Below are 24,180 nucleotides of genomic sequence, written 5' to 3'. Positions count from 1 at the left end.
TCCCAGTATCGCGCACAGGATGACGAAGCCCCCGGCCGCCGCGAGCGGTCGGGGGCTTCGTCGTGCCGGACGGACCGGGGCACGCGGGCGCGCGGGCCGGCCGGGCCCGCGCGTGGCGGGCCCGGCGGGGACGGCTCAGGAGGAGAAGAGCATCCGCCCGAAGCCGCGCTGGCGGTAGTGACCGCCGTGGTGGCCACCGTGCGGGGCGCCCCAGGCGGGCGCGGCCGGGGCGGCCTGGGCCGGGTAGGGGGCCGGCGGGGCCGGGCGGGCCTGCGGGGCCTGCCACTGCGACTCCAGGCGGGTCAGGGCCTCCAGCTCGCCGTAGTCCAGGAAGATCCCGCGGCAGCCGCTGCACTGCTCGATCTGGACGCCGTTGCGGTTGTACGTGTGCATCGCCGCGTGGCACTTGGGACACTGCATGCTCGGCTCAACTCCCCTGCTTGCCGTTCGAATACTGGGTTCAGCTTAAGAGGACGCGGCGGAGGCGGGGGCGGTTCGGGAAACCGTGATCCGGGCGCAGGTGTCGATCATCACTGCCTCGACCTCGTCCAGTGCGCGTTCCTCCGCCGCGGACTTGGCGAGCGCGAGGGCCGCGGTCTGCACGGTCAGGGCCCGGGCCGGCAGGTCGAGGCGGGCCCAGGGGTCCGTGCCCGTGGCCGGGCCGCCCGCCTCCTCGTACGCGCCGAGGAACCGCGCCCACACGTCCGCCGGAAGCAGTCCGGCGGCGAACCAGGCGGCGGGGCGGGCCAGGTCCCAGGCGGGGTCGCCGAGTCCGGCGTCGTCGACGTCGATGAGCCGCCACGCGCCGCGGAAGTCCCGGACGAGCTGGCCGAGATGGAAGTCGCCGTGGCAGAGGTACGCGCGCGTGCCACCGCCCCCGGGCCCGCTCCCCCCGTCGTCGGTGACGGTGCGCCAGGCGGCGAGGACCGTCGCGGCGGCCGGGTGGTCCGGCGCGGTACGGAGCATCCGCCCGACGGCGAGGGCCGCCTTCGCGGGGGCCCGCATCGCGGGAAGGGCGGGGTCGGCCGGGGGCGGGGTGCGGTGCAGCAGGGCCAGCAGCCGGGCCGCCTCCTCCCAGGGGGCCGCGTCGGGGTCGCCGGGATCGACCGGGGGCCCGTACGGCCACACCGTCACCGGCCGGTCCCCGATCCGCCCGCTCCGGGGTCCCGGGACCGGCGGGAGGAGGATCCCGCCGAGGTCCGGGTGTGCGGCGAGCGCGAGCCGGGCCGCGTGCGGGGCGTCCTCGGTGCCGGGGGCGTGCGCCTTGGCGACGAGCCCGCCGTGCCGTACGACGGCCCCGTCCTCCCGGTCCGCGAGCACCCGGACCTCCTCCGGCCCGCAGCCGCACTCCCCCTCGCCGTGCACGGCCCCACGGGCCATCCGGGCGAGCGCCCCCAACACGTCACCGCCGGTCTCCGCGAGCTCCATCCGGCGAGCGTACGCGGCCCGACCGCACGGCGGACGCCGGGTACGGGCAGGAGGAGGCGGGGCCGGGGCGGCGCCCGGACGGCGTGCCCCGGGGAATCCGTCCCGCACGGCCCCGCGTGAGCGGGTGTCCCGGGGCACGCGCATCCGGAGGGGAAGCCGGGACGGGGCGCGGCGGGCGGGCGGGCCGGGGGCGGGAGCCCGGGGGCGGACCGGCGTCCCGGTCCGATCGGTGTCCCGGGTCAGGCTGTCGGGAGGACGGGGCGGGTCGGGGGCGGGAACGCGGAGGGGCCGGTCGGCTCCCCGGCCGACCGGCCCCTGCGCTGTCGTCCGCCGCACCCCCGTCCCCACGGGGCTGTCGGCCGATGTCCCCGACCCGGGCCGCTCACCCGGGTCCGGGGCGCCGCTCAGCGCCCCAGCATCACGCCCACGGACGACGCCTGTGTGACCACCGCTTCCCAGCCGCCGAAGACGACCACGAGCAGGGCCGCGAGAGGGAGGACCATGGCGGTGGCCACCAGGGGGTGACGGCGTCCCGCGGGGCGGGTGGTCGGCCGGTGTGCCGTGTAGGCCATGGCCCTCTCCTGTCGCTTCTGGATGTACGGATCTCGGTGCGGTGGGCGCGTGTTCCTCGGGGGACGAGAGTCGCGCCCACCGCATGACCTCAACACTAGGGAGCGGGCGGGCCCGGGGCGTCATGCCCGCGTACCGGCTTTCGGGCCTACGGGAGGATGACGCCGCTCCCCCGGGCGTACTCCCCTGGGTGGAGACGGGGGCGCGCGGGTGGGGGTCTTCCCGGAGGGGACGCGCCCCCGGGTGACATGGGTCACGTCCGGCGGGGAGCCGGCCCGGCCGGGGTGCGCGCGGGGGGCCCGGTGGCGGACGCGGAACAGCGGGAGTTGCCCGGGACCGTTGTCAAGTGCTCTGGACGGCAAGGGGTGTTGGCGGGAAGAGTCGGTGCGGCACGGGCCGTCGTCCCCCTCAGCACTGACAATCGATGCCGGAGGGAGGGCGCGGCCTATGAGCACGTGGGGGCGGCACTACGTAAGCTGTGCCACGTCGAACGGACGAGGGGACGGACATGGCGATGATGCGGCTCCGGCGCGAGGACCCGCGGATCGTCGGGGCGTTCCGGCTCCACCGCAGGCTGGGCGCCGGAGGGATGGGGGTCGTGTACCTCGGCTCCGACCGCCGCGGCCAGCGGGTGGCCCTGAAGGTGATCCGGCCCGACCTGGCCGAGGACCAGGAGTTCCGGTCGCGGTTCGCCCGTGAGGTGTCGGCGGCCCGGCGGATCCGGGGCGGCTGCACCGCCCGGCTGGTCGCCGCCGACCTGGACGCCGAGCGGCCCTGGTTCGCCACCCAGTACGTCCCCGGCCCCTCGCTGCACGACCGCGTCGCCGAGGAGGGCCCGCTGCGCGCCGCCGACGTCGCGTCGATCGGTGCCGCGCTGTCCGAGGGCCTGGTCGCCGTCCACGAGGCCGGGGTGGTGCACCGTGACCTCAAGCCGTCGAACATCCTGCTCTCCCCCAAGGGTCCCCGGATCATCGACTTCGGGATCGCCTGGGCCACCGGGGCCAGCACCCTCACCCACGTCGGCACCGCGGTCGGCTCCCCCGGCTTCCTCGCGCCCGAGCAGGTGCGGGGCGCCGCCGTCACCCCGGCGACGGACGTCTTCTCGCTGGGCGCCACCCTCGCGTACGCCTCGATGGGCGACTCGCCCTTCGGGCACGGCAGTTCCGAGGTCATGCTCTACCGCGTGGTGCACGAGGAGGCGCAGCTCCAGGGCGTGCCGGACGCGCTGGCGCCGCTGATCCGGGCCTGTCTGGCGAAGGACCCGGAGGACCGGCCGAGCACGCTCCAGCTGTCGATGCGGCTCAAGGAGATCGCGGCCCGCGAGGCGCAGGGGCTGCCGTCCGCCCGGCCGCCGGCCCCGCGCGAGCGGATGGAGGAGCGCGGCACGCTGCGGCCGACCGAGCGGTACACGGAGCGGGACGCGCCGGGTCGCGAGCCGGAGCGCGCGGCGGCCCGGGGGCGCGGGCCCTCGCCGTCCTCGCGGCCCTCCCGTACCGGCGGCTCCCGCAATCCCCAGTCGCGGCCCGGGACCCGTCCGGGCGCCCGGTCGACGTCCACCGGGCGCCGTCCGGCCAACCCCCGGCTGCTGCGTCAGCGGCTGGTCGTCTTCGTGGTGGTCACGCTGGTGGTGGCCCTGGGCATCGCCGCCGCCCAGGCCCTCCAGGGCTGATCCGGGGCGGTCACGCCTCGGGGCGGCCCGCCGTGACGGCGTAGAAGGCGACGGCCGCGGCCGCGCCCACGTTGAGCGAGTCGACGCCGTGGGCCATCGGGATGCGGACCCACTCGTCGGCGGCGCGCAGCGCCTGGGTGGAGAGGCCGTCGCCCTCCGCGCCGAGCATCAGGGCGACCCGGTCCAGGCGGTGCGGGGCGGCCTCGTCCATGGAGGTGGCCTTCTCGGCCGGGGTGAGGGCGAGGAGCTTGAAGCCCGCCTCGCGCACCGCCTCCAGACCGCGCGGCCAGGTGTCCAGGCGGGCGTACGGGACGGAGAAGACGGCGCCCATGGAGACCTTCACCGAGCGGCGGTAGAGCGGGTCGGCGCAGTCCGGGGAGAGCAGGACGGCGTCCATGCCGAGGGCGGCGGCGCTGCGGAAGATGGCGCCGATGTTGGTGTGGTCGTTGACCGACTCCATGACCGCCACCCGGCGGGCGCCGGCGAGGAGTTCGGCGGCCTCGGGGAGCGGCTTGCGCTGCATGGAGGCGAGGGCGCCGCGGTGCACGTGGTAGCCGGTGACGCGTTCGGCGAGGTCGGGCTGGATCGCGTACACCGGGGCGGGGACCTCGTCGATGACGTCGCGCATGACGTCGACCCACTTGGCGGAGAGCAGCATCGACCGCATCTCGTAACCGGCCTGCCGGGCGCGGCGGATGACCTTCTCGCCCTCCGCGATGAACAGGCCCTCGGCGGGTTCGCGCCGGCGGCGCAGCTCGACGTCGGTCAGGCCGGTGTAGTCGCGCAGGCGGGGGTCGTCGGGGTCGGTGATCGTGATGAGTTCGGCCACGGGGTGATACTGCCTTGTCCGGGGAGTGGTGCCAATGCGTGGGACGGGCGGCGGTCGCCGCCCGCCCCGCGCGGGTGGGTGTTCGGGTGTCAGCGGGTGAGCTTGTCGGGGCCCTCCGCGACCACCGGGCCGATGACGATGACGGCCGGCGGACGGACCTCCCGCGCCTTCACGACCTCGGCGACGTCGGCGAGGGTGGCGTCGACCCGGCGCTGGGCCGCGGTGGTGCCCTCCTGGACGAGGGCGAGCGGGGTGTCGGGGGCCTTGCCGTGGGCGACGAGCGTCTCGGCGATCTTGCCTATCTTGTCGACGCCCATGAGGATCACCAGGGTGCCGGTGAGCTTGGCGAGCGAGCCCCAGTCGACCAGCGAGCGCGGGTCGTCGGGGGCGACGTGGCCGCTGACCACGGTGAACTCGTGGGCGACGCCCCGGTGGGTGACCGGGATGCCGGCGGCGCCGGGGACCGAGATCGAGCTGGAGATGCCGGGCACGACGGTGCAGGCGATGCCCTCGGCGGCCAGCGCCTGCGCCTCCTCCATGCCCCGGCCGAAGACGAAGGGGTCGCCGCCCTTGAGGCGGACGACGGACTTCCCGGCCTTGGCGTGCTCGATCAGCGCGTTGTTGATGGCCTCCTGGGCCATGAAGCGGCCGTACGGGATCTTCGCCGCGTCGATCACCTCGACGTGCGGCGGCAGTTCGTCCAGCAGGTCGCGGGGGCCGAGCCGGTCGGCGATGACGACGTCGGCCTCGGCGAGCAGCCGGCGGCCGCGGACCGTGATGAGGTCGGGGTCGCCGGGGCCGCCGCCGACGAGGGCGACGAAGGGGGTGCGGGCGCGCTGCGCGGGCGCGGCGAGGGAGCCGTCGCGCAGGCCTTCCAGGATCGCGTCGCGGACGGCGGCCGAGCGGCGCGGGTCGTGGCCGGTGAGGACGGCGACGGTGACGCCGTCGCCGCGGCCGGTGGCCGGGGTCCAGGCGGTGGCGGCCTCGGCGTCGTCGGAACGGACGCACCAGACGCGGGCGCGCTCGGCCTCGGCGGAGGCGGCGGCGTTGGCGGCCGGGTCGGTGGTGGCGACGAGCGCGTACCAGGCGTCGGCCAGGTCGCCGTCCTCGTAGCGGCGGCGGACCCAGGTGAGCTCCCCGGTCTCGGCCATGGCCTCCACGGAGGGGGTGGCGGAGGGGGAGATCAGCGTGATGTCGGCGCCGGCGGCGATGAGGGCGGGCAGTCGGCGCTGGGCGACCGTGCCGCCGCCGAGGACGACGACGCGCCGGCCGGCGAGGCGGAGGCCGACGGGGTAGGCGGGGTGCTCGGCGTGCTGGGCCATGTGCGGGCGGCTCCTCGGACGGGGCTTGCGGGGCCGCTGCGGCGGTGAAGCGGCTGGTGGGGCGGGCGGGAGGCCCGGTGACCACGATATCGGTGACCCGGCGTGGACACCTTGTGACCCTCGTCCCTCGGGCCGGGGCCGGAGGGACGCGGGACATGGGGCGGCCCCGGTGCGGCCGCCCCCGTGCGGGGCGGCGGCACCGGGGCCGTACCGACTACTTCTCCGTGACGCCCGCGGAGTCGAAGGTCGCGACCTCGTGCATGGCGCGGGCCGCGCTCTGCACCAGCGGGAGGGCCAGCAGGGCGCCGGTGCCCTCGCCGAGGGCCAGGTCCAGGTCGACCAGCGGGCGCAGGCCCAGCTTGTTCAGCGCGGCGACGTGGCCGGGCTCGGCGCTGCGGTGGCCCGCGATGCAGGCGGCCAGCGACTCGGGGGCGATGGCCCGGGCGACCAGGGCGGCCGCGCCGGTGGAGACGCCGTCGAGGATCACCGGGGTGCGCAGCGAGGCGGCGCCCAGGATGAAGCCGACGAGGGCCGCGTGCTCCAGGCCGCCGATCTGCGACAGCACGCCGATCGGGTCCTGCGGGTCCGGCTTGTGCAGGTCGATGGCGCGGCGGACCACGTCGACCTTGCGGGCGTGGGTCTCGTCGTTGATGCCGGTGCCGCGGCCGGTGACCTCGGCCGGGTCGACGCCGGTGAAGACGGAGATGAGCGCGGCGGACGCGGTGGTGTTCGCGATGCCCATCTCGCCGGTGAGGAGCGCCTTGTTCCCGGCCGCGACCAGGTCGCGGGCGGTCTCGATGCCGACCTCGATCGCCGCGACGGTCTCCTCGCGGGTCATCGCGAGGCCGGTGGTGAAGTCGCCGGAGCCGGCGCGGACCTTGCGGGGCAGCAGGCCGGGGGTGGCGGGCAGCTCGGTGGCGACGCCCACGTCGATGACGCAGACCTCGGCGCCGACCTGGTTGGCGAAGGCGTTGCAGACCGCTCCCCCGCCGAGGAAGTTCGCGACCATCTGGCCGGTGACCTCCTGCGGCCAGGGGGTGACGCCCTGGGCGTGCACGCCGTGGTCGCCGGCGAAGATCGCGACGGCGGCGGGCTCGGGGATCGGCGGCGGGCAGGCCCGGGAGAGGCCGCAGAGCTGCGCGGAGATGATCTCCAGCATGCCGAGCGCGCCGGCCGGCTTGGTCATCCGCTTCTGCCGCTCCCACGCCTCGCCGAGCGCCTTGGCGTCGAGCGGGCGGATGGAGGCGACGGTCTCCTGGAGCAGGTCGTGCGGCTCCTCGCCGGGCAGGGCGCGGCGGCCGTAGGTCTCCTCGTGGACGACCCAGGCGAGCGGGCGGCGCTTGGACCAGCCCGCCTGCATCAGCTCGGGCTCGTCCGGGAACTCGTCGACGTAGCCGACGCAGAGGTACGCGACGACCTCCAGGTGCTCGGGGAGGCCGAGGGCGCGGACCATCTCGCGCTCGTCGAAGAAGCTGACCCAGCCGACGCCGAGGCCCTCGGCGCGGGCGGCGAGCCACAGGTTCTCGACGGCGAGGGCCGAGGAGTAGGGGGCCATCTGCGGCTGCGTGTAGCGGCCGAGGGTGTGCCGGCCGCCCCGGGTGGGGTCGGCGGTCACCACGATGTTGACCGGGGTGTCGAGGATGGCCTCGATCTTCAGTTCCTTGAACTGCTTCGCGCGGGCCTTCGGGAGCGACTTGGCGTACGCCTCGCGCTGCCGCTGGGCCAGCTCGTGCATGCTCTGCCGGGTCTCGGCGGAGCGGATGACGACGAAGTCCCAGGGCTGCGAGTGGCCGACGCTGGGGGCCGTGTGGGCGGCCTCCAGGACCCGGAGCAGCACCTCGTGCGGGATCGGGTCGGAGCGGAAGCCGTTGCGGATGTCGCGGCGCTCGCGCATCACGCGGAGCACGGCCTCGCGCTCGGCGTCGTCGTAGCCGGGGGCCGCCGGGCGGGGCTCGGCGTCCTCGGGCTCCTCGTCGGCGGCCGGGAGCTCCGCCTCGGGGGCGTCCTCGGCGACGACCGGGATCTCCTCGGCCACGGCGACGACGGGGGCCTCGGCGGGCACCTCGGCGGCGGCGTCGGCGAACGCCGGCGCGGCCTGCTCGGCGGACTGCTCCGCGGGCGGGGCCTGCGGGGCCTGGGCCTGGACGGGCTCGGCCGGGGCCTCGGGCTCCGGCGCTTCCGCGGCGGGCTCGGGCGCGGCTTCGGCGACGACGGGCTCGGCGGGGGCCTCCGCCTCGACGGGCGCCTCGACCACGACGGGTCCGGCGGCCGCGGGCTCGGCGGCGGGCTCCACGGCCTGCTCGGCGGCCGGGGTCTCGACCTGGGCCTCGGCCGGTACGTCGGCGAGCGCGGCGGTCTCCAGGGCCTCGGCGACCGGCTCCTCGGCGGCGGGCTCGGCGGCGACCTGCTCGGGGGCGGGCTGCTCGGCGGCCGGCTGCTCCGGGGCCTCACCGGAAGGGGCCTCCGCGACCGGGGTCTCCGCGGTCGGAGTCTCCACGGCCGGGGCCTCCGCAGCCGGGGCCTCCGCGACCGGGGCCTCCATGGCCTCGGCCGGGGGCTCGGCGGGCTGCTCGCCCGCGGGGGCCTCGACGGGGGCGACCGGCTCGGCCTCGGGGGCCGTCGGCTCGACGGGCGGCTGCCCGGCGTCCGGGGCGGCCTGGACGGCGGGCTCGCCCTCGCGCGGTGCGGGGACCAGGGCCTCCGGGGCCGGCTCGACGATCTCGGTGCCGGCCGGCGGCGTCGGGGCGGGCTGCGCGGCGGTCGGGACGGTGCCCTCGACCTGCACGAACTGGCCGCTCTGCGGGACGACCGTTTCTGCGGGGGCCTCGGCGGGGGCCAGGGGCTCCTGCGGCTGCGCGGCCCACGGCTCGGCGCCCTGCGGGGCCATCTGCTGGTCCTGCGCGATGTCGAAGTACTCGGGCCCGGTGGTGGGCGGCCCGGGGGTGCGTACGGGCACGGGCGCGGGAGCCGTGGCCACGAGGGGCTCGGGAGCGGGCGCCGGGACCTGCGTGGCGACCGGCACCGGCGCGGCCGGGCCGCGGTCGGCGAGCGAGCGCACGACCCCGCCCGTCTCGGGCACGGGCGGGCCCATGTGGAGCGGGCGGCGCGAGGGGGCGGCCTGCGGCGCGGCGGGCTGCGGCATCCGCACGTCGCCGAGGTCGACGGAGCCGGAGTCGCGTCCTGCGGCCTCGTGGGCGCCGGTGTCGAGGATGCCGGGCTCGTAGCCGTGGGCGGTGGCGACGGGCTCCTGCGGGGCGACGGGGACGCCGTGCGCCGGGGTGCCGAAGGGGGGCTGCGGGGCGAGCGGCACGCCCTGCGGCGGGGTGCCGCCGGGCAGCGGGACGCCGTGCGCCGGGGTGGCCGGGGCGGTGAGCCGGTCGGCGAGGACGAAGCCGTCCGGCAGCGGGTCGGTCAGGGGGTCCGGCAGGGGCCCGGTGAGCGGGTCCGGCAGCGGGTCGGTGAGCGGGTCGCCGGTCGGGGCCGCCTGCGGGACGACGCCCTCGGGGCCGCCCTGCGGCGGGACGGCGACCGGCGGGGCGGGCACGACGCCCGGGCCCTGCTCGCTCCAGGCGCCCTGGGCGCCCGGCATCAGGAGCATGTCGTCGTCCTCGGGGAGCTGGCCGGGGACGGGGCCGGAGGGGTCCAGGTAGGTGTACGCGCCCGGAGCGGGGATGCCCGGCTGCTCGACCATGCCTGCGTTCTCCGGCAGTCCCTCGCCCGGGACCTGGCCGGTGTCCGTCATGCGTACCCCTCGCCCATCGTTGTGTTCGTTCAGAGCTGCGCCCGTCAACGAGAACGAGCGCGTGCGCCGCGCGGCACGGAGGCGCGCCGACACCCATGCATTGTCGCGGCCCGCGGCCATCGTGACAGGCGGATCCGCCACGGTGCGCTGTGGACTGCGCCACGTCGCGCGGTCCCCCCGGTGTCCCGCGCGCCGGTGACCGTCGAGAACGGGTCAAGACGGTCATCGATTCGGGACATTGACGAACAACCTGCCGAACATCCCCGCGCGGTACAACAATCGGCCAGCCTACCTGCCCCCGCGCCCGGCCGGGGTCAGGGGGCGCCGGTGGTCCGGCGGCCCGCGAGCAGGAAGACGACGGAGCGTTCGCGCTCGGTCCAGTCGGCGGGATCGAGGCCGACGGTCTGCAGCAGGAGGGTCTCGACGGCGTAGCCGCCGGCGGTGAGGGCGGTGCCGATCGCCTCGGCCTCGTCACGGGTGGTGGCGTGGGCGGCGATCCGTTCGGGCCGGCGGTCGGCGCAGGCGGTGACGACGGCGACGCCGCCCGCCCCGATCCGTACGACGTCGGGCTCGGGCAGGCTCTCCAGGACGTGCGGGGCGCGACCGGTGACGGTCTGGAGGAGGACGCCGTGGCGGCGGGCGGCGGCCTCGGTGCGGGCGCGGGCGGCGGGGTCCGCGTCGAGGGCGAGGACGGCGGCGCCGAAGCGGGCGGCCTCGACGGCGAAGGTCCCGCCGGCGGCGCCGACGTCCCAGACGAGGTCGCCGGCGCGGGGCCCGAGGCGGGCGAGCTGGACGGCGCGCAGGGTGGGGTCGTCCCCGATGCCGGGGCGGTCCCCGGGCTCGTGCTCCTCAAAGCGCCCGGCCCAGCCGCGGACGACCCCGGCGGCCGGGTCGCGGCCCATCAGCCAGGGGGCGGCGGAGGCTCCCGTACCGCCGGCGCCGCCGATGACGAGGACGACGTTGGGGTCGCGCCAGGTGTGGTCGGCGGCCTTGTCGGAGGTGAGGACGGAGACCTGTTCGCGGGAGGTGCCGAGCTCCTCGCAGACGACGAAGGTGCGGTGGACGCCGTCGAGGAGGAGGGCGAGTTCGGCGGGGCCCGCGCCCGGGGAGGTGAGGACGGCGACCTTGGGGTGGGCGCGGCAGACGTTGACGGCGCGGCGCAGGGTCTTCTCGTGGGCGACGACGACGTGGGCGTCGTCCCAGGGCATGCCGGCCCGGGCGAAGGCGGCGGCGACCGAGGAGACGGCGGGGACGACCTCGACCTCCAGGCCGTGCTCGGGGGCGCGCAGGGCGCGGACGACGCCGAAGAAGCCAGGGTCGCCGTCGGCGAGGACGACGGCGGTGCCGCGGTGGCCGGCGATCCGGCGGGCGGCGAGGCCGACGCTGCCGAGGCGGACGCGTTCGGCGGCGGGGGGCACTTCGGGGAGCGCCAGGTGGTGGGCGGCGCCGGCCACCAGGGTGGCGGCCGAGAGCGCGGACCGGGCCGCCGCGGTGAGGGGCGAGCCGTCCCAGCCGATCACCGTGACCCGGTCGGCCATCGCGTCTGTCTCCTGTGCTGTCGTCGCAGGTCGGGGGCGTGCCGAGCGTACCCCGGGTCGGCCCCCGGAGTGCTCAGCTCCAGTCGGTGTACGAGGAGTACCCGGCCTCGGCCATGTGGTCGGCGACGCCGTCGAGGTCCTCGGGGAGGAGGCCCCAGAGGATGAGGTCGGTGCGGATGTCGGTCCACTCGCCGCTCTCGGTGAGGCTGCGCGCTATCCAGGCGTTGCGCAGGACGCCCTCGCTGATGCAGCCGATCTTCTGGGCGACCTGCTGGGAGGCGGTGTTGTCGGCGGCGGTGCGCAGCTGGAGGCGTTCGAAGCCGCGGTCGCGGAAGAGCCACTGGGCGGTGGCGAGGACGGACTCGGTGGCGTAGCCCTCGCCGCGGGCCCAGGGGGCGGTGACGTAGGCGACCTCGGTGGAGCGGACGCGCCAGTCGGTGTCGTGCAGGTGGACCGTGCCGACCAGACGCTGGGTCAGGAACTCGGTGACGGCGAGGACGATGCCGCGGCCCTCGGTCCGCTCCGCGGGGGCGATCCTGCGGACCCAGTCCTCGGCGTGGGCGCGGGTGTAGGGGTGCGGCACCGTGGTCCAGGCGGTGACGAGTTCGTCGTTCATCATCTCGACGAAGGCGGGGATGTCGGCTTCCTCGTACGGGCGCAGCACCAGTCGCTCCGTGTTGATGGAGACGTCCGGAAAGGTGGTAGTCATGCGCAGCTCCATACGTGAAGACCGTGAAGGCACAGCATGCAGCATGGTGCGGCCGACGCGCATGCGCGGGGCGGCACAAGGCCCCGCGCGCCGGACGGGGCGGGCGGGGCCTTGTGCTCAAGGACTGTACCTGCGGCGTTACTTCGCGGCGCCGAAGGCCGGGATGACCGAGCCCTTGTAGGTGTCCTCGATGTACTTCTTCACCTCGGGCGAGTTGAGGAGCTTGGCGAGCTTCTGCACCCGGGCGTCCTGCTCGTTGCCCTTCTTGACGGCGAGGAGGTTGGCATAGGGGTTGCCCTCGCCCTTCTCCAGGACCAGGGCGTCCTTCGCCGGCGAAAGGTCGGCCTCGATCGCGTAGTTGCCGTTGATGACGGCGGCGTCGACGTCGTTCAGGGCGCGGGGCACGGTGGCGGCCTCCAGCTCCTTGAACTCCAGGCCCTTCTTGTCGGTGATGTCGGAGAGCTTGGCGTCGGTGCCGACGCCGTCCTTGAGGGTGATCAGGCCGTTGTCGGCGAGCAGGTGGAGCGCGCGGCCCTCGTTGGTGGTGTCGTTGGGGACGGCGACGGTCTGGCCGGCCTTGATGTCCTTGAGGGACTTCACGGACTTGGAGTAGAGGCCGAGCGGCTCCAGGTGGACGTTGACCACGGGGACGATGGTGGTCTTGTTCTTCGCGTTGAAGTCGTCCAGGTAGGGCTTGTGCTGGAAGAAGTTGGCGTCGACCTGGCCGTTCTGGGTGGCGGTGTTCGGCAGGACGTAGTCCGTGAACTCCTTCACCTCCAGCTTGAGGCCCTCCTTGGCCGCCAGGTTGTCCTTGACGAACTTGAGGATGTCGGCGTGGGGCGTCGGGGACGCGGCGACGACGAGCGCCTTGTCGGCGGAGCCGGCGTCGTCCTTGGACGCCGGGTCCGAGGAGGTGCCGCAGGCGGTGAGGCCGAGGGCGAGGGCGGTGACGGAAGCGAAGCCGGCGGCGAGCTTGGTGTTCTTACGCACGAAGAGTGCCTCTTTCATGTGGAGCGGTGGACGCCTGGACAACAAGTCCGGGCTCTGGGTGGTGGTTCGAGGGGCCGTCAGGCGGTGCGGCCGCGGCGGGCGAGGAGCCGCACGGCCCCGTCGCCGAGGAGCTGGACGATCGTGACGATGGCGACCAGGACGACGACGGTGACGAGCATGAAGGTGGTGTCGAAGCGCTGGTATCCGTAGGTGACGGCCTTGGATCCGAGGCCCTCGCCGCCGACCGCGCCGGCCATCGCGGAGTAGCCGATGAGCACGATGACGGTGGTGGTGACGGCGGCGACCAGCGAGGGCAGGGCCTGCGGGAGCAGCACCTTGCGGACGATGGTGGGGATGCCGCCGCCCATGGACTGGACGGCTTCGACGAGGCCGTGGTCGACCTCGCGGATCGCGGTCTCGACGAGGCGCGCGAAGAAGGGGATGGCGCCGATGGCGAGCGGGACGATCATCGCGGTGGGGCCGATGAAGGTGCCGACGACGAAGGTCGTGAACGGGATCAGCGCGATCAGCAGGATGATGAACGGCAGCGAACGGCCGATGTTCACGATCGCACCGACGACCTTGTTGAGGGGCCGGTTCTGGAGCAGTCCGCCCTTGTCGGTGAGGACGAGGAGGACGCCGAGCGGGAGGCCGGCGACGATGGTGACGACCGTGGCCCACAGGACCATGTAGAGGGTGTCGACCGTGCCCTGTTCGAGCAGGGGGCGCATCTCTTCCCAGGTCACTTGGCACTCTCCTTCGCGAGCACGTGCTGCTGGGCGGGGACCGCGGCGGCGGTCCCGTCCCGGGGGTCTTCGACGGGTTCGACCTGGAGGCCCCGCTCGCGCAGGAAGCCGATCGGGACGACGTTCTCCTCGTACCGGCCGGGCAGTTCGATCCGCATGCGGCCGATCTGCTTCCCGCCGACGGTGTCCATCGCGGCTCCGAGGATGGAGATGTCGATGTTGTACGTGCGGGCGAGCTGCGAGACGACCGGCTGGGTGGCGGCCTCGCCGTGGAAGGTGACGTCCACGACGGTGCGGTCGTCGGCGGTGGCGTGGCCGCTGACCGGGAAGAGTTCGGCGGCCAGCTGGGAGCCGGGGGTGGCGAGGAGTTCGGCGACGGTGCCGGACTCGACGATCCGGCCCTTCTGCATGAGGGCGGCGGAGTCGCAGATGGTCTTGACGACGTCCATCTCGTGCGTGATGAGCAGGACGGTGAGGCCGAGCTGCCGGTTGAGGTCGCGCAGGAGCTGGAGGATCGAGCGGGTGGTCTCCGGGTCGAGGGCGCTGGTGGCCTCGTCGGAGAGGAGGACCTTGGGCTCGCCGGCGAGGGCGCGGGCGATGCCGACGCGCTGCTTCTGGCCTCCGGAGAGCTGGCCGGGGTAGCTCTTGGCCTTGTCGGCGAGGCCGACGAGGTCGAGGAGTTCGAGGGCGCGGCGGGAGCGCTCGGCGCCGGACACGCCGAGGATCTCCAGCGGGAGCTCGATGTTGTCCTTGACGGTGCGGGAGGACAGCAGGTTGAAGTGCTGGAAGACCATGCCGATGCTGCTGCGGGCGCGGCGGAGGTCCTTGCCGGCGCGGCGGCCCTTCCCGGCGAGGGCGGTGAGGTCGGTGCCGTCGACGGTCACGGTGCCGGAGGTGGGGCGCTCCAGGAGGTTGACGCAGCGGATCAGGGAGGACTTGCCGGCGCCGCTCTGGCCGATCACGCCGAAGACCTCGCCCTCGCGGACGTGGAGATCGACGCCGTCCAGGGCGGTGACCTGGCGGCCGCGTGACTCGTAGACCTTGGTCAGGCCCGAAGTGGTGATCACAGGGGTTTCCGTCACTGTCGAGTGCGCGACGCGTGGGTCCGCCGTGCACGGGGCATTCGTCAATCGGACAGTCAGGCGCACGGGGGGCCGCTCCGGCGGGGCCGGGGAGGCGGTGTGCGCGGGGCGGGCACGGTCCGGCGCCGGGTGGCGGACGGATCGGCTCGGCCGTCGGGGTCTCGCTTCGGGGCGCGAGGCTCAGGCGGGGGCCCTCAGATGGCGCACATTCGACACATGCGAAGAGCACCGGGCGTCTGGATCGCCTCGGTCGCAAGGATGCGGCTGCTCGTCGTGGTCATGGCTGCAAGTAAAGCATGCGCAGTCGCGAACGGAAGTCCGGTGTCCGCATTCCGGACGCCGCTGAGACGTGGTGTGGACGGGCCCGGTGGGCGGCCGCGGCCCGCTCGGCCTGCGCCAGCCGGTCGGGGCGGGCTGTCCGCGGGGGCGCGGCGGAGGCGCGGCGGGAGCGGGATGTGGTCAAGGCCACGGTCCCCCGGTGGGCTTCCGGCGGGCTTCCGACGGGCCCCGACGGGCTCACGGCGGGCTTCCGACAGGCTCCCGGCGGGCCCCCGTCCGGTTTCCGGGTGGGGCTCGCCGGGGCCGAGGGCATCGGGCCATTCGGGCCGTAATACCCTCGGGCGCATGCTTGACGCCCTCACGGTCGCGGTCTCGGTGGCCGCGCTCGCCCTCGCCGCCTGGTGCGGCTTCGCCGCCTACCGGGACCAGCCGACCAAGGACTGGCACTTCATCGGCATGGCCGTGGTGACCTTCCTGGTCCTGGCCCAGCTGGTCGTCGGCATCGTGCAGCTGGTGCGCGGCGAGAAGGCCGAGGAGGGGACGACGATCTTCGTCGCCTATCTGCTCGGCGCGCTGTGCGCGGTGCCGATCGCCGGGTTCATGTCGCTGGCCGAGCGGACCCGCTGGGGTTCGGCGACGGTGGCGGCGGGCGCGGTCGTGCTCGCCGTCCTGGAAGTGCGTCTCTTCGACATCTGGACGGTGGGCTGAGCATGACGGGGACGACGGAGACGACGGAGCCGGCGACGGCGCGGACCCGGCTGGTCACGGGCCCCGGCATGCTGCTGGTGTGGCTGTACGGCGTGATGTCGGTGGGCGCGGCCTCGCGCTCGGTGTACGAGATCAGCGCCAAGTTCGACGAGGCGCCGCTGGCGTACACGCTCTCCGCGGTGGCGGCGGTGGTCTACGTGTTCATCACGTACACGCTGGTGCGGGGCGGGGAGACGGCCCGCAGGGCGGCGCTGGTGTGCTGCGCCGCCGAGCTCGCGGGCGTCCTGGTGGTGGGGACGTGGACGCTGGTCGCGCCGTCCGCCTTCCCCGACTCCACGGTGTGGTCGCAGTTCGGCTACGGCTACGTCTTCATCCCGGTGCTGCTGCCGCTGAGCGGCATCTGGTGGCTGCGGCGGTCGCGTACCGCCTGAGCCGGGGCCTCAGGCGGCCTTCTCCAGGGTGACGAGGGTGAGCCGGGGGCCGATCTCGCGGGCGCCGACCTGGGCGTAGCCCTTGGCGCGGTAGAGGCGGAGGTTGCCCTCGCTGCGGTGGCCGGTGAAGAGCTGGAAGCGCTTGGGCGCGGTGTCCGCCGCGGCGAAGTGGCGCTCGATGGCGTCGAGCAGCCGGCCGCCGATGCCGTGGCGGCGCATCCGGGGGTGGACGATGAGCTTGGCGATGTGCACCGTGCCGTCCTCGTCGGTGCGGGCGCGGACGGAGGCGACGACCTCGTCGCCGAGCCGGGCCACCAGGCAGTGGCCGTCGGCCAGCTCGGCGCGGACGGCGTCGAGCGGCTGGGTGAGCGGCTCGATGGACCAGTCGCCGTACAGCTCCGCCTCGCTCTGGTAGCAGAGGTACTGCAGCTTGAGGATCTGCTCCGCGTCCTGCGCGGCCGCCGCCGAGATGGTCACACTCAGGCCCATGTGTGCATGCCTCCCGCTCATCTGGTCACCGATCGGTCCCCCGCACCCTTCCCCGTCGGTGGGAGGCGGGAACCTCTGCCGCGAGCATTCTGCGCAGGCATCCCAGGCAACGGGAACGCATCGGCCCCAGACTGCCTTGTGAGATACCCAACGTTCCTGCGATTTCCCGGTAGGTGGGGTCGGCGGGGTCGAGCATCGCGTCGAGGAGGCGGGGGCAGCGGCCGGGCGTCCGGGTGACGGCGGCGCGCAGGGTGCGGCGCCGTTCGGCGGTGAGGGCCGAGCCCTCGGGGCCCGGCGGCTCCTGGCGCGGGTCCGGCGGGGCGTCCCCGTGGTACGGGCGCTCGCGGCCGGTGGTGCGGCGGGCCCGGCGGCCCGCGGTGCGGACGGCGCGGCGGAGCCAGTCGGCGGGGTGCTCGGGGGCGTCGTCGGCGCTGAGCCGTTCCAGGAGCCGCAGCCAGACGGCCTGTTCGAGGTCGCCGGGCTCGATCCCGGCGGCCGCGGCCTCGGCCCGCGACTCGGCGGCGAGCAGCGGGGTGAGGGTGGCGAGGAGGGTTTCCGGGGTGGTCATGACCGCCACGATGCGGCGGCGCGGGGGTGCGGTTGCGGCGCGGGCGGGGAACCACCCGGTCGGCGTACGGCGCCGACCGGGCGGCCCGCCTCAGCGGCCGGCGGCGTCGCGGAAGTCCGCAGCGGCCAGCAGGGCGGTGTCCGGGTTGTCGGAGAAGACGCCGTCGATGCCGGTCGCGAAGTACCGCTCCAGTGCGCCGAAGGCGTCGCCGTAGGCAGTCGGGTCGGTGCCCCTGCGGAAGTCGGCCGGCAGGAAGGTGTTCTCGTTGCGCTGGGTGTACGGGTGGAGGATCAGGCCCTCCGCGTGGGCGTCCCGCACCAGGCCGGTCGGGGTGCCCAGCCGGCCGGCGGCGTCCTTGGGGATCACCAGGTCGAGCGTGGGACCGATGCCCTGGGCGTACGAGGCGATCCAGCGCAGCCCGGCCGGGGTGACGAGGTCCGCGACGGTGCGCGGGTCGCCGGCCTCGGTGAAGTCCCAGGGGCGGGTGGCCGCGCCGGAGAGCAGCACCACGAGCGGGGAGTCGACCAGCTTCGACAGGCGCTGGATGCTGCTGGGCTCGAAGGACTGGAGGAAGACCGGGGAGTCCGCGCGGTGGCGGCCGTAGCGGCGCAGCAGCCTGGCGAGGCGCTCCTCCAGACCGAGGCCGATCGAGCGGAAGTACGAGGGGTGCTTGGTCTCGACGTGGAGCCAGATCTCGCGGCCCCGGCGGCGGCCCTCCTCGTCGGCCCAGCGCAGGACCTCCTCGAAGGTGGGGACGGTCCAGCGGCCGTCGTAGAGGGTGTTCTCCTGGCGGGTGCCGGGGATCCGCTCCTCGGCCCGCAGCGTCTTCAGTTCGGCGAGGGTGAAGTCCTCGGTGAACCAGCCGGTGTAGGGGACGCCGTCGACCGACTTGGTGGTCCTGCGGGAGGCGAACTCGGGGTGGTCGGCCACGTCGGTGGTGCCGGTGATGTCGTTCTCGTGGCGGCAGACCAGGTGTCCGTCCTTGGTGGGGACGAGGTCCTGCTCGATGACGTGGGCGCCGAGGTCCAGGGCGTGCCGGTAGGAGCCGAGGGTGTGCTCGGGGCGGTAGCCGCTGGCGCCGCGGTGGGCGATGACGGTGGGGACGGGGAGCGAGCGGTAGCCGCGCCCGTGGCCCCGTCCTTCGCCCCGTCCCTCCGGGCGGCCGGTCTCGGTGGCCGCCTGTGCGGTGCCCGTGCCGGCGGCCAGTGCGGCGGAGACGCCGAACGCGGCGGCGCCGGCCGCGCCGAGCACGGTGCGGCGGTCCGGGGTCCGGGGTGCGCCCTGGGTCATGGAGGTCCTCCTGTGTGATGTCCCGCACCTGTCGATGGGTGGACCCGACGGTAGGCAGCGCTCCCCTACGGGCGGCAGACCTGGGCGGAACATGGCGGAAACTCGCGTCAACAGCGTGTATCCGTTCGGTGAACCCGATGTGCGCGGGGCGGTGACCCGCGAGTATCGTCGCGTGCTGCACCGTAGGCTCCCCGGAGCCGCCCGCCCGACACCGGAGGAACCGTTGTCCCGTCACGCGATCGTCAAGGCCACCCTCGGTCCGATCCTGCGTCTGATGTTCCGCCCCCGTGTCGAGGGCGCCGAGAACGTCCCCGGGACCGGGCCGGTGATCCTCGCGGGCAACCACCTCACCTTCATCGACTCGATGATCATGCCGATCTGCCTGGACCGCCAGGTCTTCTTCATCGGCAAGGACGAGTACGTGACGGGCAAGGGCTTCAAGGGCCGGCTGATGGCGTGGTTCTTCACCAGCGTCGGCATGATCCCGGTGGACCGGGACGGCGGCCGCGGTGGTGTGGCGGCGCTGATGACGGGCCGCCGGGTCCTGGAGGAGGGGAAGATCTTCTCGATCTACCCGGAGGGCACCCGCTCCCCCGACGGCCGCCTCTACCGGGGCCGTACGGGCGTGGCCCGGCTGACGCTGATGACCGGCGCGCCGGTGGTGCCGTTCGCGGTGATCGGCACGGACAAGGCGCAGCCGACGGGTGCGGGCTTCCCCCGTCCGGTGCAGGTGACGGTCCGCTTCGGCGAGCCGCTGGAGTTCTCCCGGTACGAGGGCATGGACCGCGACCGGTACGTCCTTCGGGCGGTGACGGACTCGGTGATGGCGGAGGTCATGCGGCTGTCGGGCCAGGAGTACGTGGACATGTACGCCACGAAGGCGAAGGAGGCCGCGTAGCGGTCGGCCGTACGCGCGAGGGCGCCCCCGGAGCTTTCCGGGGGCGCCCTTTCGCGTGCGGTGGGTGCGTCAGTGCTCGACGCCGTCCGCCAGCTTCTGGTCCCTGAGGAGGAACCAGGCGGCCACGGCGGTGGCCAGGAGGACGGCCGCGCCCGCGCCGGCGGCGATCCGCAGGCCGTCGACGAACGCCTCCTGGGCGGCCGAGACCAGCTGGCCCGCCTGGGCCGGGTCGAGGGCCGAGGACGCCTCGACGGCGCCGCCGAGCGAGTCGTGGGCGGCCGCGGCCACATCCGACGGGATGCCGGCCGGGGTGACGAAGCCGCGGTAGACGCCGGTCACGATGGAGCCGAGGACGGCGATGCCGAGGGCGGCGCCGAGCTCGTACGCGGTCTCGGAGACGGCGGACGCGGATCCGGCCTGGTCCTTGGGGACGCTGGAGAGGATCACGTCGGCGGTGACCGTGAAGGCGAGGCCCGCGCCGACGCCGACGACGAGGAGGCTGGCGCCGAGGAGCGGGTAGCCGGTGGTCTGCCCGATGGCGGTGAGGACCGCGAGGGCGAGGCCGATGGCGGCGAGGCCGCCGGCGACGACCGAGCGCACCGAGTACCGGCGGGCGACCCGGCCGGCGAGCAGACCGGCCGTCACGGAGCCGATGGCGGCCGGGAGTTCGGCGAGACCGGCCTCCAGCGGGGAGCGGCCCTGGACCAGCTGGAAGAACTGGGACAGGAAGAACACCAGGCCGGCGAGGCCGAGGATGGTCAGCAGGTCGGCGAGGACGGCGCCGGAGAAGCCGCGGTTGCGGAAGAGGCGCATGTCCAGGAGCGGCGCCGGCAGGGTGAGCTGGCGGCGGACGAACCCGGTGAGGCCGCCGGCGCCGACGAGCGCGGCGACGGCCACGTCGAGGGTGAGGCCGTGCGAGGCCAGTTCCTTGACGGCGTAGACGACGCCGATCATGCCGACGAGGGAGAGGCCGACGCTGGGCAGGTCCCACGGGCCCGGGTTCGGGTTCTTCGACTCGGGGATGAACTTGACGCCGACGACGATCAGGACGGCCATGACGGGCAGGTTGATGAGGAAGACCGAGCCCCACCAGAAGTGCTCCAGCAGGAAGCCCCCGACGACCGGGCCGACGGCGGCACCGGCCGAGGCCATGGCACCCCAGACGCCGATGGCGAGGCTGCGCTCGCGCGGGTCGTGGAAGAGGTTCCGGATGAGGGCCAGGGTGGACGGCATCAGGGTCGCGCCGGCGACGCCGAGCAGGGCGCGGGCGGCGATCATCATCTCGGGGCTGGACGCGTAGGCGTTCAGGACCGAGACGGCGCCGAACGCGGCGGCGCCGACGAGGAGCAGCTTCTTGCGGCCGATGCGGTCGCCCAGGCTGCCCATGGAGACCAGCAGACCGGCGATGACGAAGGAGTAGACGTCGCCGATCCAGAGCAGCTGGGTGCCGGAGGGCTTCAGGTCCTCGGAGAGGAACGGGGTCGCCAGGCCGAGCACGGTGGCGTCCACGGCCACCAGCAGCACGGCCAGGACGAGCGCGGCGAGGGCGAGCCACCGGCCGGGACGGCGCACGCCCTCGATATGGCTTTCCTCGTCGCCCTTGTGGTGGCGGACGGTTTCGGTGGTCACTTCTCCACGCTCCTGCGCGCTCCGCCGAGCAGCAGCTCGGCGATCATGTATGAAAAGTCGTTGGCGGCGACCCGCCCGTCGGCGACGGCCCAGGCCCCCGATCCGATCAGCCCGTAGAACGCCTCGCACAGCCAGGCGGGGCTGAGGTCGATCCGGAAGGTGCCCTCCTCCTGGCCGCGCCGGAAGAGGGCGACGAGCCGGGCGTCGAGCCGGGCCCAGCCCTCGTTCTGCCCGTCGCCCTCGAACAGCTGGTTCTCGGTGACGAGGAAGGCGAGCAGCGGTGCGGCGGGCTCGGAGGCGGCGACGAGGCGCCGGACGGCCTCGTCGGCCGGTCCCTCCTCGATCCGGGCCGCGTCGAGCGCGGCCTCCGCCTCCTCGATGCACATCTGTTCCAGCGCCCGCACGAGGGCGTCCCGCCCGGCGAAGTGCCGGTGCAGGGTGGCCCGGCCGATGCCCGCGGCCCGGGCGACCTCGTCCATGGTGGCGGTCGCCTTGCGGGAGAGCAGGGTGGCGGCGGTGCGGAGCACCTGGGTGCGGTCGACTGACATGAGACGACCATACACCGAATGAGACATCTTTGTCTCACCTGAAACGCGAAGCGCTCGGGCGAGGGGCCATGGAAGGGGTCCCTGGACGCCCGGGAACGCGAAAACGCCCGAAGGCCCCGCGAGGGGGCCTTCGGGTGGGTGGGCAGGGGTGCGCCGGGCGCGGCTACTTCTGCTTGGCGGTGGCCCAGGCGTGCTGGACGACCAGATCGGCCTTGACCTCGACGAGCTGGACGGCGACGGCGGAGGGGGCGGTGCCGCCGCGGCCGTCCCGGGAGGCGAGGGCGCCGGGGACGTTGAGGACCGTGCGGACCTCGGGGGTGAGGTGCTCGGAGATCTTGGCGAACTGCTCGTCGGTCAGCCCGTCCAGCTCCTTGCCCTCGGACTCGGCGACCTTCACGCACTCGCCGGCGACCTCGTGGGCGACGCGGAACGGCACGCCCTGCTTGACCAGCCACTCGGCGATGTCGGTGGCGAGCGAGAAGCCGGCCGGGGCCAGCTCCTCCATGCGCTCCCGGTTGACGGTGAGCGTGGCCATCATGCCGGTGAAGGCGGGGAGCAGGACCTCCAGCTGGTCGCAGGAGTCGAAGACCGGCTCCTTGTCCTCCTGGAGGTCGCGGTTGTAGGCGAGCGGCAGGGCCTTGAGGGTGGCCATCAGGCCGGACAGGTTGCCGATGAGGCGGCCGGACTTGCCGCGGGCCAGCTCGGCGATGTCCGGGTTCTTCTTCTGCGGCATGATCGACGAGCCGGTGGAGAAGGCGTCGTGGAGGGTGACGAAGGAGAACTCCTTCGTGTTCCAGATGATGATCTCCTCGGCGATCCGGGAGAGGTTCACCCCGATCATCGCCGTGATGAAGGCGAACTCGGCGACGAAGTCGCGGGAGGCCGTGCCGTCGATCGAGTTGCCCGCCGAGCCGCGCTCGAAGCCGAGGTCCTTGGCGACCGCCTCCGGGTCGAGCCCGAGGGAGGAGCCGGCCAGCGCGCCGGAGCCGTACGGGGAGACCGCCGTGCGGGTGTCCCACTGGCGCAGCCGCTCGGCGTCCCGCGAGAGGGACTGCGCGTGGGCGAGCACGTGGTGGGCGAAGAGCACCGGCTGGGCGTGCTGGAGGTGGGTCCGGCCCGGCATGGCGACGTCGGGGTGCGCCTCGGCGAGGCCGACGAGCGCGTCCTGGAGGTCGGCGACGAGCCCGCCGATGATCCGGGCGTGGTCGCGCAGGTACATCCGGAAGAGGGTGGCGACCTGGTCGTTGCGGGACCGGCCGGCCCGCAGCTTGCCGCCCAGCTCGGCGCCGAGCCGCTCCAGGAGGCCGCGCTCCAGGGCGGTGTGGACGTCCTCGTCGGCGATGGTGCCGGTGAAGGAGCCGTCGGCGACGTCCGCCTCCAGCCGGTCGAGCCCGGCCAGCATCCGGGTCAGCTCGTCCTCGGTGAGCAGCCCGGCCTTGTGGAGCACGCGCGCGTGGGCCCGGGACCCGGCGATGTCGTACGGCGCGAGGCGCCAGTCGAAGTGCACCGAGGCGGAGAGCTTCGCGAGGGCCTCGGCCGGACCGTCGGCGAAACGCCCGCCCCAGAGCCGGACGTCACCGTTGTTGCTGCTCACTTCTGGTTGCTCCTCGCCTCGGTCACCGAAACCCTTGATGCATGAGTATGCAGAACTCTGCATGATTCGTCAATCGGAGGGGTTCGGGAAGGAAAACCCCAGGTCGGGACGGTGGCCCCGGGGATACAGTCCGCCGCATGACGCGTGAACGGTTCCTGGGCCCCTCGCAGTACCTGCACCGGGGAGAACGGCTTCTGCACGGCAAGGACACGGCCTCGGCCGTGGGCGCCGGGCGCGCGGAGGACTGGGCGCAGCTCGACTCCGACGTCTTCTCCGGCACCCTGGGCCGCGTCGCCGGATGGAGCGGCCGGTCCACGTTCCTGCTCGGCGCCCACTGGTTCGACTGCCGCGAGGTCGCCGACTGGGACACCGCCCCGTACTGGGACGAGGAGACCGGCGCCCCGTCCTGGGGACGCCCGCCCACCCCGGCCGAACTCGCGCTGGGCCTGTGCCACGCCGACCCGCGGGTCCGGGCGGCGGCCCTGGACGAGGCCGGTCCCGCCGCCCCGCCGCCCCTCCTGCTGCTCCGCTGCGCGGACGGCGACGAGGCGGTGCGCGACCGGGCCCGCGCCACCTTCACCGCCGTCCCCGCCCGGCCCGACGACGACACCGTCCGCGCCCCCGCCGCGCTCGCCCTCCGCGTCGGCGCGCGTCGGCACGGCCGCTGGGGACGGGACGCGGTGCTCGCGCGGACCGGCGGCGTCCCCCGGGACGCGGTGCGCGAACTGCGGGCGAGCGGGGACCACGACCGGTGGGACGCCCGGAAGGCGGGAATCCGGGCCGGGGCGGAGGCCGGGATCCTGGACGGCGACGCCCTCTACGGCCTCGCCCTGACCGCCCGGGACGCGAGCGAGCGGCTGGAAGCGCTGAGGGGCGCGCTCGGCACCCGGCGGGACGCGCCCGCGCGCGCCCGGTTCCTCGCGTTCCTGGAGGCGTGCGAGGGCTCCGAGGTGCGCGTCCTGGCGCTGCGGTACGCGGCCGAGGCCGGTCTCACCTCCCCCGACGACCTGGCCGCCCTCGCCCTCGGCCACCGCGACCGGCACGCCCGGCGGCTCGCCGCCCGCCTGCTGCCCGGACGGACCGGCGCCGAGGCGGGCATCGCCGCGCTGCCGGGCGCCGCC

Annotated in this window: 21 protein-coding genes, 1 tRNA gene and 1 pseudogene (1 of these 23 only partly in view); 6 read left to right on the top strand and 17 right to left on the bottom strand. The window is 74.6% G+C overall.

What is annotated here, in order from left to right:
- Positions 1-15 (top strand) — tRNA-Val (locus IE321_RS30210) (it extends 157 nt beyond the left edge of the window).
- 120 nt (positions 16-135) lie between these two features.
- Here the strand turns inward: IE321_RS30210 and IE321_RS30205 are convergent.
- The 3 genes from IE321_RS30205 to IE321_RS30195 form a co-directional block, all read right to left on the bottom strand.
- Positions 136-420, bottom strand: a complete 285-nt coding sequence (locus tag IE321_RS30205; RefSeq protein WP_190225224.1) for a TFIIB-type zinc ribbon-containing protein — start codon at positions 418-420, stop codon at positions 136-138.
- Positions 421-465: 45 nt separating this feature from the next.
- A complete protein-coding gene (locus IE321_RS30200) occupies positions 466-1,428 on the bottom strand; it encodes a phosphotransferase family protein (RefSeq protein ID WP_190225223.1) in 963 nt (320 codons plus the stop codon).
- A 404-nt stretch (positions 1,429-1,832) separates the two neighbouring features.
- Positions 1,833-2,000 (bottom strand): hypothetical protein, encoded by a 168-nt coding sequence (locus IE321_RS30195; protein ID WP_043228024.1) that lies wholly within the window; start codon positions 1,998-2,000, stop codon positions 1,833-1,835.
- 506 nt (positions 2,001-2,506) lie between these two features.
- Here IE321_RS30195 and IE321_RS30190 point away from each other — a divergent pair.
- Positions 2,507-3,667, top strand: coding sequence for a serine/threonine-protein kinase (locus tag IE321_RS30190; RefSeq protein WP_043228023.1), 1,161 nt, complete (start codon positions 2,507-2,509; stop codon positions 3,665-3,667).
- A 10-nt stretch (positions 3,668-3,677) separates the two neighbouring features.
- Here IE321_RS30190 and IE321_RS30185 read toward each other — a convergent pair whose 3' ends face one another.
- The 8 genes from IE321_RS30185 to IE321_RS30150 all read right to left on the bottom strand — a co-directional run bounded on the left by IE321_RS30185 (position 3,678) and on the right by IE321_RS30150 (position 14,610).
- Complete coding sequence (locus tag IE321_RS30185; protein WP_043228022.1) at positions 3,678-4,496, bottom strand: TrmH family RNA methyltransferase; 819 nt, start codon at positions 4,494-4,496, stop codon at positions 3,678-3,680.
- An 89-nt stretch (positions 4,497-4,585) separates the two neighbouring features.
- Positions 4,586-5,818, bottom strand: a complete 1,233-nt coding sequence (gene cobA / locus IE321_RS30180; RefSeq protein WP_043228021.1) for a uroporphyrinogen-III C-methyltransferase — start codon at positions 5,816-5,818, stop codon at positions 4,586-4,588.
- A gap of 214 nt (positions 5,819-6,032) precedes the next feature.
- Entirely contained in the window at positions 6,033-9,560 is a 3,528-nt protein-coding gene (gene cobT, locus IE321_RS30175; protein ID WP_190225222.1) for a nicotinate-nucleotide--dimethylbenzimidazole phosphoribosyltransferase, read from the bottom strand.
- A 314-nt stretch (positions 9,561-9,874) separates the two neighbouring features.
- Complete coding sequence (gene cbiE / locus IE321_RS30170; RefSeq protein ID WP_190225221.1) at positions 9,875-11,098, bottom strand: precorrin-6y C5,15-methyltransferase (decarboxylating) subunit CbiE; 1,224 nt, start codon at positions 11,096-11,098, stop codon at positions 9,875-9,877.
- 73 nt (positions 11,099-11,171) lie between these two features.
- On the bottom strand, positions 11,172-11,807 hold the full coding sequence (locus IE321_RS30165) for a GNAT family N-acetyltransferase (RefSeq protein ID WP_226651734.1): 636 nt from the start codon (positions 11,805-11,807) through the stop codon (positions 11,172-11,174).
- Positions 11,808-11,945: 138 nt separating this feature from the next.
- Positions 11,946-12,797: a MetQ/NlpA family ABC transporter substrate-binding protein gene (locus IE321_RS30160; RefSeq protein WP_043228109.1), complete on the bottom strand. Its 852-nt coding sequence runs from the start codon at positions 12,795-12,797 to the stop codon at positions 11,946-11,948.
- Positions 12,798-12,874: 77 nt separating this feature from the next.
- Positions 12,875-13,543, bottom strand: a complete 669-nt coding sequence (locus tag IE321_RS30155; RefSeq protein ID WP_043228015.1) for a methionine ABC transporter permease — start codon at positions 13,541-13,543, stop codon at positions 12,875-12,877.
- Positions 13,540-14,610, bottom strand: a complete 1,071-nt coding sequence (locus tag IE321_RS30150; protein ID WP_043228014.1) for a methionine ABC transporter ATP-binding protein — start codon at positions 14,608-14,610, stop codon at positions 13,540-13,542. The genes IE321_RS30155 and IE321_RS30150 overlap by 4 nt, the downstream gene beginning before the upstream one ends.
- 639 nt (positions 14,611-15,249) lie before the next feature.
- Here IE321_RS30150 and IE321_RS30145 point away from each other — a divergent pair.
- A complete protein-coding gene (locus tag IE321_RS30145) occupies positions 15,250-15,612 on the top strand; it encodes a hypothetical protein (protein WP_043228012.1) in 363 nt (120 codons plus the stop codon).
- Between the two features lie 2 nt (positions 15,613-15,614).
- Positions 15,615-16,043, top strand: coding sequence for a hypothetical protein (locus IE321_RS30140; protein WP_043228010.1), 429 nt, complete (start codon positions 15,615-15,617; stop codon positions 16,041-16,043).
- A 9-nt stretch (positions 16,044-16,052) separates the two neighbouring features.
- On the opposite strand, the gene IE321_RS30135 is transcribed toward IE321_RS30140, so the two are convergent.
- The 3 genes from IE321_RS30135 to IE321_RS30125 form a co-directional block, all read right to left on the bottom strand.
- Positions 16,053-16,532 carry a GNAT family N-acetyltransferase gene (locus tag IE321_RS30135; protein ID WP_043228009.1) on the bottom strand — a complete coding sequence of 160 codons (480 nt, stop codon included), beginning with the start codon at positions 16,530-16,532 and terminating at the stop codon, positions 16,053-16,055.
- 25 nt (positions 16,533-16,557) lie between these two features.
- Positions 16,558-17,100: a sigma-70 RNA polymerase sigma factor region 4 domain-containing protein gene (locus IE321_RS30130; protein WP_190225219.1), complete on the bottom strand. Its 543-nt coding sequence runs from the start codon at positions 17,098-17,100 to the stop codon at positions 16,558-16,560.
- A 90-nt stretch (positions 17,101-17,190) separates the two neighbouring features.
- Complete coding sequence (locus IE321_RS30125) at positions 17,191-18,390, bottom strand: glycerophosphodiester phosphodiesterase (RefSeq protein WP_190225218.1); 1,200 nt, start codon at positions 18,388-18,390, stop codon at positions 17,191-17,193.
- 274 nt (positions 18,391-18,664) lie between these two features.
- Between IE321_RS30125 and IE321_RS30120 the strand changes: the two genes are divergently transcribed.
- Positions 18,665-19,288, top strand: a complete 624-nt coding sequence (locus tag IE321_RS30120; RefSeq protein WP_370531643.1) for a lysophospholipid acyltransferase family protein — start codon at positions 18,665-18,667, stop codon at positions 19,286-19,288.
- Positions 19,289-19,357: 69 nt separating this feature from the next.
- On the opposite strand, the gene IE321_RS30115 is transcribed toward IE321_RS30120, so the two are convergent.
- The 3 genes from IE321_RS30115 to argH all read right to left on the bottom strand — a co-directional run bounded on the left by IE321_RS30115 (position 19,358) and on the right by argH (position 23,059).
- Positions 19,358-20,917 (bottom strand): MFS transporter, encoded by a 1,560-nt coding sequence (locus IE321_RS30115; protein ID WP_043228005.1) that lies wholly within the window; start codon positions 20,915-20,917, stop codon positions 19,358-19,360.
- Positions 20,914-21,465 (bottom strand): TetR/AcrR family transcriptional regulator, encoded by a 552-nt coding sequence (locus IE321_RS30110; RefSeq protein ID WP_190225217.1) that lies wholly within the window; start codon positions 21,463-21,465, stop codon positions 20,914-20,916. Before IE321_RS30110 ends, IE321_RS30115 begins: the two co-directional genes overlap by 4 nt.
- Positions 21,466-21,628: 163 nt before the next feature.
- Positions 21,629-23,059, bottom strand: coding sequence for an argininosuccinate lyase (argH, locus tag IE321_RS30105; RefSeq protein ID WP_043228002.1), 1,431 nt, complete (start codon positions 23,057-23,059; stop codon positions 21,629-21,631).
- Between the two features lie 137 nt (positions 23,060-23,196).
- Here argH and IE321_RS30100 point away from each other — a divergent pair.
- Positions 23,197-24,180 (top strand): annotated as a pseudogene (locus tag IE321_RS30100) (hypothetical protein); the annotation flags it as partial.

Origin of the sequence: Streptomyces hydrogenans (assembly GCF_014656075.1) — a bacterium.
Taxonomy (GTDB): domain Bacteria; phylum Actinomycetota; class Actinomycetes; order Streptomycetales; family Streptomycetaceae; genus Streptomyces; species Streptomyces hydrogenans.
This window is presented reverse-complemented; position numbering and strand designations above follow the sequence as displayed.

Bases quoted from the DNA above. Each gene is read 5' to 3' on its own strand.
- IE321_RS30205 (WP_190225224.1), bottom strand. From the start codon at position 420: ATGCAGTGTCCCAAGTGCCACGCGGCGATGCACACGTACAACCGCAAC.
- IE321_RS30200 (WP_190225223.1), bottom strand. From the start codon at position 1,428: ATGGAGCTCGCGGAGACCGGCGGTGACGTGTTGGGGGCGCTCGCCCGG.
- IE321_RS30195 (WP_043228024.1), bottom strand. From the start codon at position 2,000: ATGGCCTACACGGCACACCGGCCGACCACCCGCCCCGCGGGACGCCGT.
- IE321_RS30190 (WP_043228023.1), top strand. From the start codon at position 2,507: ATGGCGATGATGCGGCTCCGGCGCGAGGACCCGCGGATCGTCGGGGCG.
- cobA (WP_043228021.1), bottom strand. From the start codon at position 5,818: ATGGCCCAGCACGCCGAGCACCCCGCCTACCCCGTCGGCCTCCGCCTC.
- cobT (WP_190225222.1), bottom strand. From the start codon at position 9,560: ATGACGGACACCGGCCAGGTCCCGGGCGAGGGACTGCCGGAGAACGCA.
- cbiE (WP_190225221.1), bottom strand. From the start codon at position 11,098: ATGGCCGACCGGGTCACGGTGATCGGCTGGGACGGCTCGCCCCTCACC.
- IE321_RS30165 (WP_226651734.1), bottom strand. From the start codon at position 11,807: ATGACTACCACCTTTCCGGACGTCTCCATCAACACGGAGCGACTGGTG.
- IE321_RS30145 (WP_043228012.1), top strand. From the start codon at position 15,250: ATGCTTGACGCCCTCACGGTCGCGGTCTCGGTGGCCGCGCTCGCCCTC.
- IE321_RS30140 (WP_043228010.1), top strand. From the start codon at position 15,615: ATGACGGGGACGACGGAGACGACGGAGCCGGCGACGGCGCGGACCCGG.
- IE321_RS30135 (WP_043228009.1), bottom strand. From the start codon at position 16,532: ATGGGCCTGAGTGTGACCATCTCGGCGGCGGCCGCGCAGGACGCGGAG.
- IE321_RS30130 (WP_190225219.1), bottom strand. From the start codon at position 17,100: ATGACCACCCCGGAAACCCTCCTCGCCACCCTCACCCCGCTGCTCGCC.
- IE321_RS30125 (WP_190225218.1), bottom strand. From the start codon at position 18,390: ATGACCCAGGGCGCACCCCGGACCCCGGACCGCCGCACCGTGCTCGGC.
- IE321_RS30120 (WP_370531643.1), top strand. From the start codon at position 18,665: ATGTTCCGCCCCCGTGTCGAGGGCGCCGAGAACGTCCCCGGGACCGGG.
- IE321_RS30110 (WP_190225217.1), bottom strand. From the start codon at position 21,465: ATGTCAGTCGACCGCACCCAGGTGCTCCGCACCGCCGCCACCCTGCTC.